Origin of the sequence: Hydrogenibacillus schlegelii (assembly GCF_001653195.1) — a bacterium.
Classification (GTDB): domain Bacteria; phylum Bacillota; class Bacilli; order Thermicanales; family DSM-22653; genus Hydrogenibacillus; species Hydrogenibacillus schlegelii.
This window is the reverse complement of the sequence record NZ_JXBB01000045.1, coordinates 45,509-59,345: the sequence shown is the minus strand read 5'-3', so window position 1 is coordinate 59,345 and position 13,837 is coordinate 45,509. Positions and strand designations below refer to the sequence as shown.

Annotated in this window: 12 protein-coding genes; 2 read left to right on the top strand and 10 right to left on the bottom strand. The window is 68.7% G+C overall.

Going from position 1 to position 13,837, the window contains the following annotated elements:
* The first annotated feature begins 3 nt into the window (after positions 1-3).
* Positions 4-381: a hypothetical protein gene (locus SA87_RS09785; protein ID WP_066202468.1), complete on the top strand. Its 378-nt coding sequence runs from the start codon at positions 4-6 to the stop codon at positions 379-381.
* A 180-nt stretch (positions 382-561) separates the two neighbouring features.
* The gene (locus SA87_RS09780) at positions 562-921 is read left to right on the top strand and encodes a DsrE family protein (protein WP_066202465.1); all 360 of its coding nucleotides are present in this window, start codon (positions 562-564) and stop codon (positions 919-921) included.
* Positions 922-996: 75 nt separating this feature from the next.
* Here the strand turns inward: SA87_RS09780 and SA87_RS09775 are convergent, their stop codons facing one another.
* The 10 genes from SA87_RS09775 to recA all read right to left on the bottom strand — a co-directional run bounded on the left by SA87_RS09775 (position 997) and on the right by recA (position 13,661).
* A complete protein-coding gene (locus SA87_RS09775; protein WP_066202606.1) occupies positions 997-1,575 on the bottom strand; it encodes a thioredoxin family protein in 579 nt (192 codons plus the stop codon).
* A gap of 226 nt (positions 1,576-1,801) precedes the next feature.
* On the bottom strand, positions 1,802-4,255 hold the full coding sequence (locus tag SA87_RS09770) for a Lon protease family protein (RefSeq protein ID WP_066202464.1): 2,454 nt from the start codon (positions 4,253-4,255) through the stop codon (positions 1,802-1,804).
* A 295-nt stretch (positions 4,256-4,550) separates the two neighbouring features.
* Positions 4,551-5,426: a 2-oxoacid:ferredoxin oxidoreductase subunit beta gene (locus tag SA87_RS09765; RefSeq protein WP_245637708.1), complete on the bottom strand. Its 876-nt coding sequence runs from the start codon at positions 5,424-5,426 to the stop codon at positions 4,551-4,553.
* A 1-nt stretch (position 5,427) separates the two neighbouring features.
* Entirely contained in the window at positions 5,428-7,188 is a 1,761-nt protein-coding gene (locus SA87_RS09760) for a 2-oxoacid:acceptor oxidoreductase subunit alpha (protein WP_066202462.1), read from the bottom strand.
* A gap of 194 nt (positions 7,189-7,382) precedes the next feature.
* A complete protein-coding gene (locus SA87_RS09755) occupies positions 7,383-8,456 on the bottom strand; it encodes a dipeptidase (protein WP_066202460.1) in 1,074 nt (357 codons plus the stop codon).
* Positions 8,457-8,597: 141 nt separating this feature from the next.
* The gene (locus tag SA87_RS09750; protein WP_066202459.1) at positions 8,598-8,858 is read right to left on the bottom strand and encodes a stage V sporulation protein S; all 261 of its coding nucleotides are present in this window, start codon (positions 8,856-8,858) and stop codon (positions 8,598-8,600) included.
* A 202-nt stretch (positions 8,859-9,060) separates the two neighbouring features.
* Complete coding sequence (locus tag SA87_RS09745; protein ID WP_082718342.1) at positions 9,061-9,963, bottom strand: TIGR00282 family metallophosphoesterase; 903 nt, start codon at positions 9,961-9,963, stop codon at positions 9,061-9,063.
* Positions 9,964-10,003: 40 nt separating this feature from the next.
* Positions 10,004-11,545: a ribonuclease Y gene (gene rny, locus SA87_RS09740; protein WP_066202456.1), complete on the bottom strand. Its 1,542-nt coding sequence runs from the start codon at positions 11,543-11,545 to the stop codon at positions 10,004-10,006.
* A 241-nt stretch (positions 11,546-11,786) separates the two neighbouring features.
* Entirely contained in the window at positions 11,787-12,485 is a 699-nt protein-coding gene (locus tag SA87_RS09735; protein WP_066202453.1) for a regulatory protein RecX, read from the bottom strand.
* A 126-nt stretch (positions 12,486-12,611) separates the two neighbouring features.
* A complete protein-coding gene (recA, locus tag SA87_RS09730; protein ID WP_066202602.1) occupies positions 12,612-13,661 on the bottom strand; it encodes a recombinase RecA in 1,050 nt (349 codons plus the stop codon).
* Positions 13,662-13,837: the final 176 nt, after the last annotated feature.

The window sequence follows — 13,837 nt, the reverse complement described above, 5'->3', positions numbered from 1 at the left end:
ACCATGCCCGCGCACGAACGGTTGATCCAGGCCTTCTTCCGAACCGTCGATGCCGCCGAGCGGGCCTTAGGCCGCCTGCGCGTCCTCGGACCGCTCGAGGTCGACATCCGACGGCTCAACCCGTTTCCCCACGACGGCGCCGTCGCCCGACCGGCCAATCTCCTCTCCGGCCGCATCCCGAGCCTCTCCCACCTCACGCTCGGCACCGATCACCCGCGGCCCGATTTTGCCGTTTTGGAGGCGGCCGATCCGTCGGCCAGCGGCCTCGCCGACGGGGACCCGTCGGCCGGTGGCGAAGACGTCGTGCTCATCGCCCTCGTCCCGCCCGAGCACGCCGAAGCGGCCGAGGCGATCGTCCGCGACGCCGGCGGCCGCCTGTAGGGGCGGAAGAGCGGCCGCCTGTAGCCGACGGATCGTCGGTACCGGATCGCCGGCGTCGTGTCAGTCGAAGCCGTCCCGAATGCTCCGACGATCGTTTCATGACGGACCGGACTTTTGGCCGGCGTTCCTCTTTTTTTGCTACAATGGGAGCGGAGAAACGGAACCGGGGAGGGAGAAACCATGGCCGGACGGCTCGCCTACCTGATCACCACCGGACCGGACAACGAGGCCAAAGCGCTTTCCGCCCTTCGGGTCGCCTCTCGAACCTTTTTCGCCCGGGAAGCGCTCGGCCTCGAGACGGTGGAAATTTTCTTCTTTGTGGACGGCCTTAAGTGGCTCGCCGGCCTTCAGGACGAAGACGAAGCGCACCGGCTCCTGAAGGAGCTCCTTCAGGCCGGCGCCGTCGTCGCCGCTTGCGGTCAGCAGGCCGAGCGCTTCGGCGTCGCCGACCGGGTCCGGGACCTCGGCCTCGCCCTTGATCTCGCGCGAGACACGTTTGCCCGCTATGCCCGGGACGGCTACACGGTGATCACCCTCTGATCGAAAGGGGGCGAACCGGCCGTCCGGCGCTTTCTCGGGCGCAATTCGCCGCCGGCTCGCCGCAGGCCCCGCGCTTCACGCCGGCGCCACCGGCTCAAGCGTCCGGCGCAGATCGGCCTCGATCGCCGCCCAGAAGGCGGGATCGGTGGCGTACCGATCGCCCACCTCCCGGTAGACGGCCCGCTTGACGGTCTCGTGCGCCGGATCGTCCGGCGGTGGAATCCGGCGCCGCACGGCGTCGAGATACGCCTGCACCTCCGGCGGCCGGGGCCCCCAGACCGCCCGCTCCTGAAACGCCGCATCGACAAAGACGAATTTCGGAATGGCCCGGGCGCCGCCCGTCAGATAGCGGTCCATGAGCGCCGGATGGTCATCCCGGATGTAAAACCGCGCTTCCATCGCCGCCTCCCGGGCGATGTGGCAAAACACCGGCACGGCCATCATCGCATCGCCGCACCAATCCGCCGTGAGGATGAGCGCCCGCCAGCCGTGCCCCCGGAAACGGCGCCAGAACGCCCGGGCCGCCTCAGGAAGCGCGTAGCGGGCTTCGATGCTTTGCAGCCGCTCCCGGTTGACCGTCATGCCGTCGACATACGCCGCGAAAGATTGCCCTCGATCCCACCAGGAACGAAGCGCCTCCGCCGCTTCAGCCATCGCCGACCCTCCCCCGACCGGGACGATCGTCCCGGCCGTTTTTTTGCCCGTGCCGCCCGGGCCGTCTTCCCGTTCCGCCTTACCATCGCCGTCCCGGGACCCGGCCGCCCGGGCCCCGATCCGTCGAGCCTGCCTTTTCCTTTCTGCATCAGACGCCGAACTTCCGTCGGGGCCCGGCACCGGACGTCGGCCGTTCCGACCGGAGCCCCGCCTCAGGGGCCCGATGCTACGGTCGCGGCCCCGGCTCCGGCGGCGCCGGCGGCGATCCCTCCGGCGCCCCGTTCCCGCCGCGGGCGCTCCCCGGGACGAAGTGCCCCTGAAGCTGCTCCTGAAACGCCCGAAGCCGCGCTGCCACCCGGCCGTGGACCGATTCGGGCGGATATGCCCCGTCCGGCCCCCGGACGCCGGCCGGAAGGCCGGTGAAAAGTTCCAGCGCCTCGTCGACCGTCTCGACGGCGTAGAGGTGAAACCGCCCCTCCTCGATCGCCTGCACGACGTCCTCCCGAAGCATGAGGTGCCGGACGTTCGCCGCCGGAATGACGACGCCTTGCGTGCCGGTGAGGCCTTTTTCCCGGCAAACGTCAAAAAAGCCTTCGATCTTCTCGTTCACGCCGCCGATCGCCTGCACCGTCCCCTTCTGGTTCACCGCCCCGGTGACGGCGAGATCCTGCCGAAGGGGCACCTCGCCGATCGCCGAAAGGAGCGAAAGAAGCTCCGCCAGCGAGGCGCTGTCGCCCTCGACCCCTTCGTAACTCTGCTCGAAGACGAGGTGCGCCGCCAGCGGAAACGGCGCCTCCCGGGCGTACTGCCCGCGAAGGTACCCGCTCAGGATGAGGACGCCCTTCGTGTGGATGCGGCCGCCCAGGCGGGCCTCCCGCTCGATGTCGACGATCCCCTCGCGGCCCGCGGCGACCGACGCCGTCACCCGCTTCACCAGGCCGAAGGCCATCTCGCCCGCCTGCACGACGGCAAGAGCGTTCACCTGGCCGATCGCCGTCCCGGCGACGTCGACCAGAAGGACGCCGCCGGCGTAAAGCTCCAGCATCCGCTCCTTCAAAAGCTCCGCCCGGCGCCTCCTGGCCTCGAGCGCCGCGACGACGTGTCGGTCGGCGATGTAACCGGCCCCCTCCTTCCGGGCGTAGTGGTCCGCCTCTCGGACGACGTCGGCGATCTCCGCAAACCGCGTCGACAGCTTCTCCTGATCTTCCGCCAGGCGGGCGCCGTATTCGACGAGCTTGGCCATCGCCGACGCTTCGAGGTGCAAAAGCCCCTCTTTTTCCGCCAGCGTCCGGAAAAACGACCCGTACCGCCGCTCCCCCTCCGGCGTCCGGGGCATCGTCGTGGCAAATTCCGCCTTGACCTTAAACAGCTCCCGGACGTCCGGATCGTAGTGGTAGAGGAGATAGTAGCTCACCGGGTCGCCGATCAAGATCACCTTGAGGTCGAGGGGGATCGGCTCCGGCCGGAGCGCCCGGGTGATGAGGGCGCCGTAAGCGTCGCCGACGTCCTCGATCACGAGGCGCATCGCCCGAAGCGCCCGTTTGAGCCCGTCCCAGGCAAACGGCGCCCGGAGCACTTCCGGCACCGGCACGATCAAAAACCCGCCGTTCGCCCGAAGGAGCGACCCCGCCCGAAGCAGCGTAAAGTCCGTGACGAGGGCGCCGAAAAGCGCCTCCCGCTCGATGCGGCCGATGAGATTCGGAAACGTCGGGTGCCGCTCGACGACGACCGGCGCCCCGACTTCACCGCTTCGGTCGACGAGGACGTTCACCGCGTACCGCCGCCGGGGGTCGTCCCGGACGCCGCTCCGGCCGCCGGCGCCGGGAGCGTTTTTCCCGCCGAGAAAGAGCGCAAGGTTGTCGAGCACGTCCGCCTTGGCCGCCTCGAGGTACCGGAGCACCTCCGGATGCGCCTGAAAGGCCTCGGCGACCGGCGCCAGCCACACGTCGAGCACGGTCGCCGCGTGCCGGCGGTCGAGGTCCTTAAGCGCCTCCTGCGCCCGCCGCTCGATGTGGCGAAATTCCCGCATCGCCTGGCCGACCCGCGCCTCAAGCGCCTGCCGCCGGGCCCGGATCGCCCGCTGCTCCTCTTCCGGCAGGCGGGCGAACTCTTCGTCCCGAAGGGGCCGTCCGTCCCGCACCGGGACGAGGAAGACCCCCTGCGGGATCATCTCCACATAAAAGCCCTGCCCCTCCGCCTCCCGGGTGAGCGCCTGCATGAGCTCCCGCCGTTCTGCCTCGAACCGCTCGATGACCCGCTGCCGTTCGGCCTGATACGCCTCGTGCTCGAACGCCCGGGGAAGCTCCCGTTCCAGCGTCTCGACGAACTCCTCCATGAGCCGCTTGAGCTCCCGCCCCCGACCGGCCGGAAGAAAGAGCGCCGTCGGCGACGACGGATCGCGAAAATGGTGGACATAGCAGACGTCCGGCGGCGTCGGCCGCGTCCGGGCGATCCGTTCGAGAAACGTCTGCACCGCCGTCGTCCGGCCCGTCCCCGGCTGCCCGACGACGAAGATGTTGAACCCTTCCGCCTTCACCTCCAGCCCGAAGGCGAGCGCCTCCACCGCCCGCTCCTGTCCGAGAATGCCCTCGAGCGGCTCCAGCGCATCGCTTCCCACATGGCCGAACGTCGCCGCATCCGCCCGCGCCCGGGCCTCCCGGGCTGTGATCCGCCGCGCCATCCTCTCCCTCCTGCCGCCTCTCTGTTCTGCCCGGGCCTGAACCACCCGGGCTCCGCGTCTCAGGCACCGCCACCGGCACCGGTTCAGTCGTCAGGCCGGATCGATGCTTTCATTTTATCGGACAAACGCGACGAGGACAAAGGCGCGGCATCGCCGGAGCGTTCCCCGCCCCCTTGGCGGGATGCGCTCGACGATCAATGGATCAAGAAAACGGCCACGCGTCGAACGTGGCCGTTACGGACGATGCCGCTTCCATTGTCGACGACCCGGGCTGCCCCGGGGAGGGGAGATCCTCTCAGACAAACTCCGCCACGAGCGCCTCGAAATCTTCCCGAGACGGCTTGAGCGGCTGCCTGACGAGCGGTTCCTTCCGGAAGCCGGGGATCCGGTCTTCGTAGGCGACCGAGTCCGGATCCTGGTAGATGATCCCGGTGAGCATCCCGTCGGTCTCCATGAGCTTCTGCATGGCGAGCTTCCGGTCGTGGGGATCGTACCCCTCGATCGTCTCGACCGGAACGACCCGCTCCCGGAACCAGTCGTACGTGTTCACCTTGTTGAAGGTGACGCACGGCGAGAAGACGTTGATGAAGGCAAAGCCCCGGTGCTTGATCCCCGCCTCGATGATGGAGACGAGCTGGTTGACGTCGCTCGAAAAGCCCTGGGCGACGAAGGTCCCGCCGGCGGCGAGGGCCATCATGAGGGGCGAAAGGGGCGCTTCGATGGAGCCCTTCGGCGTGCTTTTCGTCTGGAAGCCCATGGCGCTCCGGGGAGACGTCTGCCCTTTCGTGAGGCCGTAGATCTGGTTGTCCATGACGAGGTAGGTGATGTCCATGTTCCGGCGGATGGCGTGGATCGTGTGATTGAGGCCGATGGCGTAGCCATCGCCGTCGCCGCCGGCGGCGACGACGACGAGGTCGCGGTTGGCGATCTTAAGCCCCTGCGCGAGCGCCAGCGCCCGGCCGTGGGTGCCGTGGAAGCCGTACGTGTGGATGTAACCCGAGATGCGCCCGGAGCAGCCGATGCCGGAGACGACGGCCACCTGCTCCGGCCGAAGCCCCAGGTTGGCAAAGGCCCGCTGCATCGCCGCGAGCACCGCAAAATCGCCGCAGCCCGGGCACCAGTTCGGCGGGACGTCGTTCCGGAAGTCCTTGAAGGAGACCTTCACGTCCACGTCAGATCAGCTCCTTCGCCTTGAGCAGGCCCTTCGCCTGCTCGGTGATCTCCTTCGGCAGGAAGGGGTTGCCGTCGTACTTGAGGATGCTGTGAATTTTTTCCCGAGCGCCGACGTGGAGCCGGATGAGGTGCGCCAGCTGGGCGGTAGCGTTTTGTTCGACGACGATCACCTGTTCGGCGGCGTCGACGTACGGCCGGACGTCGTCCGCCGGGAACGGGTGGAGCTGCCGGATCTGGATGTGGTTCGCTTTGACCCCCTCCCGCTCGAGGCGCTCGATCGCCTCCCGGATGACGCCTTCGGTCGAGTTGATGCCGACGAAGAGGACGTCCGGTTGCGCGTGGGGGGCATACACCCGAAGCGGTTCCTTCATCCGGAAGTGGGCGAGCTTCCGCAGGCGTTTGTCCATCTGCGCCTTCCGGTTCGCCGCCCCTTCGCTCGGCCGGCCGACCTCGTTGTGCTCGACGCCGGTGACGTGATGGATGCCGTATTTTTGCCCGGGGATCGGCCGGGGCGAGATGCCGTCCGGGGTGAGCTCGTAGCGCTTGAAGAGGTCAAGCCGCTCCCGCGGCGGAAGCTCCGTGTCGCCGAGGTATTTGCCGCGGCGGATTTCGACCCGATCGTAGTCGAGGGGCTCGACCGTCTGCTTGCCGAGGGCGAGGGCGAGGTCGGTGAGGACGATCACCGGGACCTGGTATTCTTCGGCGAGGTTGAACGCCTCGACCATGTCGTAGAAGCATTCTTCCACCGTCGACGGGGCGAGGACGATCTTCGGGATCTCGCCGTGGGTGCTGTAGATGGCGGCGTTTAAGTCGCTGTGCTCCTGCTTCGTCGGGAGGCCCGTGCTCGGTCCGCCCCGCTGGGTGTCGACGATGACGACCGGCGTCTCGGTCATGCCGGCGAGGCCGATCGCCTCCGTCATGAGCGAAATCCCCGGCCCGGCCGAGGCGGTAAACGCCCGGACGCCGCCGTAGTTCGCTCCGATCGCCATCGTCACCGCGGCGATCTCGTCTTCCGTCTGAATGACCGTGCCGCCGAACTTCGGCAGCACCTTGATGAGGTACTCCATGATCTCCGACGCCGGCGTGATCGGGTAGGCGGCCATGAAGCGGGCGCCGGCCGTGAGGGCGCCTAACGCGATCGCTTCGTTTCCGATCATAAAGAGGCGCTTTTTCCCGTCGGCCGGGGCGAGTTTAAATTCCTCGAGCGGCCCGCCGAGCTCCTGGCGGACGAATTCCGCCCCGCGGGCGATCGCTTGCATGTTTTTTTCGACGACGGCGGTGCCCTTTCGGCCCCAGAGCTCCGTCACGACCTCCTGGAACGGTTCGACCGGCAGGTCCATGAGGCCGACCGTCGCGCCGACGGCGACCATGTTTTTCATGAGCGCCGAGCCGATTTCCTGGGCGATGGCGGTAAAGGGCACGGCGATGAGGCGGACGTTCTCGATGCCGTCCGGGAGCCGCGGATTCCAGCGGGCGTCGGCGAGGATGACGCCGCCTTTCCGGAGCTCCTTGGCATTCAGGTCGATCGTCTCCTGGTCGAAGGCGACGAGGATGTCGAGGTCGTCCGAAAGCGCCCGAACGGGCCGGGTGCTGACGCGGATCTTGTTGTTCGTGTGCCCCCCCTTGATGCGCGACGAAAAATGGCGATAACCGTACAGATAATACCCGAGGCGGTTTAACGCCGTGGCGAAGAGATCGCCCGGCTTTTCGATGCCTTCCCCTTGCTGGCCGCCGACTTTCCACGAGAGTTGGTCGACCATCCGCCTTCACTCCTTTGATGTTGGCCCCGAGAAGCGCGGCCGCGCTCCGCGGGGCGCCCGCACCCGCGGACGTTTTCCTCGCCTTTAGTGTACCACTTTTGTCGGCGAACGGAAAGGGTTTTCTTTCCGCCTGACAAAATTTCGTTTCATAATGCAGCGGTTCAAAAAAATCGCCCGCCGGAGCGGGCGCCGCCTCAAGGGCGATCGGCTTTTTCCGCTGCCCGGTCGGACGCCTCGAGCACGCCGCGGGCGTAGCGAACGAGGTTGTCGAAGGCGACCGCCTGCGCCACCGCGGACCCGTACCGGCGCTCGAGCGCTTGGGCGAGCTTCGGAAGATCGCCGATGTCTTCGAGGCCGAGCGGCGTCCGGTCGATGCCGTCGAAGTCGCTGCCGATGGCCACGTGCGTCGGCCCGACAAGGCCGAGCATGTGATCGACGTGCCGAAGCCAGTCGTCGATCGTCGCGTCCGGCCGGTCGGTGAGAAACGCCGGGACGAGCGGGACGCCGACGACACCGCCGCTTCGGGCGATCGCCCGGATCTGGTCGTCGGTGAGGTTGCGCCGGTGGTCCCGAACGGCCCGGGCGCCAGAGTGGGTGGCGATCACCGGGTGCGGATACAGGGAAAGGGCGTCCCAGAACGCCCGCTCGCCGAGGTGCGAGACGTCGAGGCCGTAGCCGAGCCGGGCGAGCTCAAAAACCCACGCCCGGCCGAAGGCCGAAAGCCCCCCGCCGCGGGCCTCGCCGACGCCGTCGGCGACGGCGTTCGCCGGGTTGTGCGTCGGCGCAAATACCCGTACGCCGAGCCGGCCGAGGATCCGGAGCCGGTAAAGCGCCGTCCCGATCGGCTCCGCGCCTTCCAGCGTCAGAAGAAGGGCCGTCTTTTCCTCGGTAAGTGCCCGCTCGAGGTCGGCGGCGGTCCAGACGGGGACGAGGTCGCCGCCGGCGACGATCGTGTAGAACCGGTCGATCATCCGGAGGGCCGCCTCGAACGCCCGCTCGTAGGCCGCCGGCGAGACGTAGACGGCGGCAAAGAGGAGCCGGACGCCGCTTTGGCGAAGGGCCCGCCGGGTCACGTGCAGCCGGCCGGGCGGCGGCGCGGGGCGGCCGCCGGAGAACGCCGGCGGGGTCGCTTCCGCCGCATCGGCGGCCGAACCGTTTCCGTCAAACCAGCGGCGAAGATCCGGCGGCGGCTCGTCGAGGAGCTCAGAGAGCGTCTCCGCCTGATCCAGGCGGTAGAGGACGTCGACGTGGGCGTCGGCAATGCGCATGGTCCCCCTCCCTGCGGACCGAAGCGGCCGCCGGCTTTGGCGCCGGCTCAAGCCGCCGGCGATGAGGCGGTTCTCGACATGAACGAAGGCGACGGGGCGGGGGGGACCGTCGGCGGAGGCCGGCGGTAAGGCAGATCGCCGTCAGCGGGGTTCGACGATGAGGCGGATCGCCGTCCGCGGCTCGCCGGCGATGACGAGGTCGGTAAACGCCGGGATGCAGACGAGGTCGAGGCCGCTCGGGGCGATCAACCCCCGAGCGATGGCCACCGCCTTCACCGCCTGATTGATCGCGCCGGCGCCGATCGCCTGCAGCTCGGCCCGGCCTTTTTCCCGGATGACGCCGGCGAGGGCCCCGGCGACGGCGTTCGGATTCGATCTGGCCGACACTTTCAAGACGTCCATCCGCGTCCCTCTCTTCCCGCAACTCCTTTTGCTGGACACCATATTCGCCGGCCGGGAAAAGCATTCCATCTCCGTCGCCCGTCATCCCGCCGGGAGGGGCCGAAACGTCGTCCGCTCCGCCGAGCGCCGGATCGGGCTCCGGTCGGAAAGAAGCGCCGACAACAGCCGGAAGATGCCCCCGCCCGCCGTTGAAGCGCAGGGCTCAGCGGCCGGCGCCCGCCTCCGGTGCCGAAGCCCCGGACGCCGGCGAACCGGTTGAGCCCTTTGCCGGCGACGCCGAGGCCGCTTGGGCCTCCGGCGGAACATACGTCCCTTCCGCCTGAGGCGTTTCGACGATCCGGCCCCGCCGGATCGCCGCCGCCCGGCCGTCGGGCCGAAGATCGACGACGGCGTACGACAGTTCCCGAGGCCCTTCGGTCAGCACGTCAAACCGCTGCGGAAGGCCGGTGAGAAACCGCGCCAGCACCTCGTCCCGGCGCATGCCGAGGACGCCGTCCATCGGGCCGGTCATCCCGACGTCGGTGAGGTACGCCGTCCCGCCGGGGAGGAGGCGGGCATCGGCCGTCTGGACGTGGGTGTGGGTGCCGATGACGGCCGAGGCCCGGCCGTCGACGTACCAGCCGATCGCTTCTTTTTCCGCCGTCGCCTCGGCGTGCACGTCGACGACGACGTGCCGCACGCCGGATGCGGCGAGCTCCTCGAGCGCCGCATCGAGGGTCCGAAAGGGATCGTCGAGGGGGGACATGAACGACCGGCCGAGGACGCTCACGACGCCGAGGCGCCAGGCGCCTTTTTCCACCACGGCGACGCCCCGGCCGGCGGTTCCCGGCGGATAGTTGAGCGGCCGGAGCACCCGCGGTTCTTCCGCCAGGAGATCGAAGGCTTCCTTGTTGTCCCAGGCGTGGTTGCCGAGGGTGATCACGTCGGCGCCGAGGGCAAAAAAATCCGCCGCGATCTTGCGGGTGATGCCCCGGCCGTGGGCGGCGTTTTCGCCGTTGATGACGACGAAGTCCGGCCGCTCGGCGTCGATCAGCCGGGGAAGGTGGAGGGCGAGCATCTTCCGGCCCGGGCGGCCGACGACGTCGCCGACGAACAGGACGCGCATCGGTTCACCCCCGCAAAAAAGGCGGCCCAAGGCCGCCTCATCATCTGGCGTATTCCACCGCCCGCGTCTCGCGGATCACCGTCACCTTGATATGCCCGGGGTAATCGAGCTCCTGTTCGATCCGCTTGGTGATCTCCCGCGCCAGGCGCCAGGCGCCGGCATCGTCCACCGCATCCGGTTTGACCATGATCCGGACTTCCCGACCGGCCTGAATGGCAAACGCCTTCTCCACGCCGTCAAACGACTGGGCGATCTCCTCCAGCCGCCGGAGCCGACGGAGGTACGCTTCGAGCGTCTCCCGCCGGGCGCCGGGACGGGCCGCCGAGAGGGCGTCCGCCGCCGTGACGATCATCGAGATGACGGAATTCGGCGGCTCATCGCCGTGGTGGGAGGCGATGCTGTTGATGACCACCGGATGCTCCTTATATTTTTTCGCCAGCTCGATGCCGACCTGCACATGGGAACCGTCCACTTCATGGTCGATCGCCTTCCCGATGTCGTGAAGGAGCCCCGCCCGGCGGGCGAGCTGCACGTCTTCGCCGAGCTCCGCCGCCATGAGGCCGGCGAGATAGGCCACTTCCTTCGCGTGGGCGAGGGCGTTCTGGCCGTAGCTCGTCCGGAAGTGAAGCCGGCCGACGATCTTGATGAGATCCGGATGCATGCCGTAGATGCCGAGCTCAAAGACGGCCTGTTCCCCGTATTCCCGGATGCGCTCGTCGACTTCCCGCCGGGCCCGCTCGACCATCTCTTCGATGCGAGCCGGGTGGATCCGGCCGTCGGCAACGAGCCGCTCGAGGGCGACGCGGGCGATCTCCCGGCGAATCGGATCAAACCCCGAGAGCACCACCGCCTCCGGCGTATCGTCGATGATGATGTCGATCCCGGTCAGTGTTTCCAGAGTGCGGATGTTTCGCCCTTCGCGTCCGATGATGCGCCCTTTCATCTCGTCGTTCGGCAGTTGGACGACGCTCACCGTCGTCTCGGTGACGACGTCCGCCGCATACCGCTGGATGGCCGTGGCGATGATTTCCCGGGCCCGCTTCTCCGCTTCCGCCCGGGCCCGTTCTTCGATGCCGCGCATGATCTGCGTCGCCTCGGCCTCGGCCTCCTCCCGGGCCGCCTTCAGGATGAGCTCTCGGGCTTCCTCCTGGGTGAGGCCGGCCGTCCGCTCCAAGAGCGCCTGCCGCTCGGCGGCGAGGGCGTCCACCTCCGCTCGGCGGCGCTCGAGGTCCGCTTCGGCGTTCTTCAGCGCCTTTTCCTTGGCGTCCAGCGCCTCGAGCTTTCGCTCCAGCGCCTCTTCTTTTTGCAAAATGCGCGCTTCAATGCGGTCGATCTCCTGGCGGCGGTTTTTCAGCTCTTCCTCCGCCGCCTGCCGCAGCCGGTGAATCTCTTCCTTCGCTTCAAGCAGCTTTTCTTTCTTGAGCGTCTCCGCCTGCTCGGCGGCCTCCTCCAGGATGACCCGCGCCCGCGCCTCGGCAGAGCCGAGGGCCTTCTCCTCCAGCCGCTGCCTCAGCCGGTAGCCGCCGATCCCCCCCAACCCGAGGGCGAGGGCGGCCACCAGCGCACCGATGAGCCACTCCACGCCGCGTCACCTCCGTTCGCATGGCGGCCGGACCGCAGGTGACGCGGTTCTCTCTTTCCCGCGGCGCCGGCCCGACGAACGAAGGGGAAACATGTTTGCACTAAGGAAAAACCATATCCCGGAGGCAAATCTGGTGTGGCCGCGCCACGTCCGGGGCGGCTACATCATGCATTCTAACCGTTCGGCCGGGCGGTGTCAACAAACGATCACGCCCGAAAAGCGCCCGCCTCCCCGAAATCGATCAGTCCTCCGGCGCCGCTTCGTCTTCTTCGCCGGCGTCGGCCATCGCCTGTCGAAGGGCCAGGGCGGCCACGTCCGGCGAAAAGCCGTGCCGGTAGAGCTTGGCCATCACCCGTTGCCTCCGGCGAAGGGGCGGATCCTTCCGGCTTTTTTCCCACGCGGCCCGGGCGACGCGGATGGCCGCCGCGAGCTCGGCGTCGTCGTCGACGTCCTCGAGCGCTTCCCGGACGGCGTCCTCCGGCACGCCGAGACGGCGGAGCTCCGCCCGAAGCGCCGCCCGGGAACGGGGCCGCCCGGCGAGACGGCCCAGCACCCACTCCCGGGCAAAGCGGCGGTCGTCGAGGTAACCCTCCGCCTGAAGCCGGGCGACGATCGCGTCGGCGACGTCGCCGTAACCGCTCCGGGCGAGGGCCGCCCGCACTTCCGCCGCGCTTCGCGACCGGTAGGCCAAAAAAAAGAGCGCCCGGCGGTAGGCCGCCGAACGGCGCTCTTCCTCGGCGAGGGCCGCAAAATCGTTCGGGCCGAGGGCCCGTCCGACGCGAAGGCCGAGCCGCACCGCCGTCTCGACGTCGACGACGAACCGGCTTTCGTCGTCCAGGGCGATCTCGACCGCCCGGCGCCGCTCGGTCAGGGCGACGATCCGCCGGACGCCTTCCGCCCGGTCGGACGCCTCCCGGTGTTCCGACCGCTCGTCCGACATCGGCAACCCTCCGTTCGGCCTTTCGTTCGGCCGGCTTCCGGCGCCGTCGGCCTCCCGGCCGCGAACCCCCCGGTCGGCGCGGAAGGCGGCCGATCGGCTCCGGCGCCTCCCGAAACCGCTTCGGGCTCAGACGAATTCGTCGACGGCGCCGGCGTCGATCTCGTCCGAGGCGGCGCTCAGGCGGACACCGCCGCCGATCTGATGCCGCTCCCGGATGAGCTTCTCCAGCTCTTCGGCAAGCTCCGGGTGTTCCTTCAGGTATTGCTTGGCGTTCTCCCGCCCCTGACCGATCCGGGTGTCGCCGTAGGTGTACCAAGCGCCGCTTTTCGTCACGAGGTCGAGGGCGACGGCGAGGTCGAGGATGTCTCCTTCCCGGGAAATGCCCTCGCCGAAGATGATGTCGACGTCGGCGGTGCGGAAGGGGGGCGCGACTTTGTTCTTCACGACCTTGATCCGCGTCCGGGCGCCGATCATCTCCGTCCCTTGCTTGATCGTCTCGGCCCGCCGGACGTCGAGGCGGATGCTGGCGTAGAACTTGAGCGCCCGGCCGCCGGGCGTCGTCTCGGGGTTGCCGAACATGACGCCGACCTTTTCCCGGAGCTGATTGATGAAGATGGCGATCGTCCGGGACTTCGAAACGACGCCGGCGAGCTTCCGGAGCGCCTGGGACATGAGACGGGCCTGAAGGCCGACGTGGCTGTCGCCCATGTCGCCGTCGATCTCCGCCTTCGGTACGAGGGCGGCGACGGAGTCGATGACGACGATGTCGACGGCGCCGCTCCGGACGAGGGCCTCGGCGATGTCGAGGGCCTGCTCGCCGGTGTCCGGCTGGGAGACGTAGAGGTCGTCGATGTTCACGCCGAGGCGCTCGGCGTACACCGGGTCGAGGGCATGCTCGGCGTCGATGAACGCCGCCGTCCCGCCCATCTTCTGCACTTCGGCGATGGCGTGGAGCGCCACCGTCGTCTTCCCGGACGACTCCGGTCCGAAGATCTCGATGATCCGCCCCCGGGGAAAGCCGCCGACGCCGAGGGCGATGTCGAGGGCGAGGGAGCCGCTCGGGACGACCTCGAGCTTGATCTCGGCCCGCTCGCCGAGGCGCATGATCGCCCCCTTGCCGTGCTGCCGTTCAATGTCTTTGATGGCGCGCTCCAAAGCCGCCTTCCGGTCCGACACGTCCATCTCCCCTTCTGACCGCCGCCCGCCCGGGAGGCGCCCCCGGCGGCGGCCGGCGGACGGGCGGACGGGCCGTCTCCTCTTATCCGCATTGTACTGCCGGCCGAAGCCGATGACAAGCGCCGCCGGACGGACACGGCGGCGCGGACTCCGGCGGCGGCGGCCGGCGGGGTCCG

Excerpts from the sequence above, each read along its gene's own strand:
- SA87_RS09785 (WP_066202468.1), top strand. The coding sequence starts at position 4 with ATGCCCGCGCACGAACGGTTGATCCAGGCCTTCTTCCGAACCGTCGAT.
- SA87_RS09760 (WP_066202462.1), bottom strand. The coding sequence starts at position 7,188 with ATGGTCGACCAACTCTCGTGGAAAGTCGGCGGCCAGCAAGGGGAAGGC.
- SA87_RS09745 (WP_082718342.1), bottom strand. The coding sequence starts at position 9,963 with ATGCGCGTCCTGTTCGTCGGCGACGTCGTCGGCCGCCCGGGCCGGAAG.
- SA87_RS09780 (WP_066202465.1), top strand. The coding sequence starts at position 562 with ATGGCCGGACGGCTCGCCTACCTGATCACCACCGGACCGGACAACGAG.
- SA87_RS09755 (WP_066202460.1), bottom strand. The coding sequence starts at position 8,456 with ATGCGCATTGCCGACGCCCACGTCGACGTCCTCTACCGCCTGGATCAG.
- SA87_RS09735 (WP_066202453.1), bottom strand. The coding sequence starts at position 12,485 with ATGTCGGACGAGCGGTCGGAACACCGGGAGGCGTCCGACCGGGCGGAA.
- SA87_RS09775 (WP_066202606.1), bottom strand. The coding sequence starts at position 1,575 with ATGGCTGAAGCGGCGGAGGCGCTTCGTTCCTGGTGGGATCGAGGGCAA.
- SA87_RS09750 (WP_066202459.1), bottom strand. The coding sequence starts at position 8,858 with ATGGACGTCTTGAAAGTGTCGGCCAGATCGAATCCGAACGCCGTCGCC.
- SA87_RS09770 (WP_066202464.1), bottom strand. The coding sequence starts at position 4,255 with ATGGCGCGGCGGATCACAGCCCGGGAGGCCCGGGCGCGGGCGGATGCG.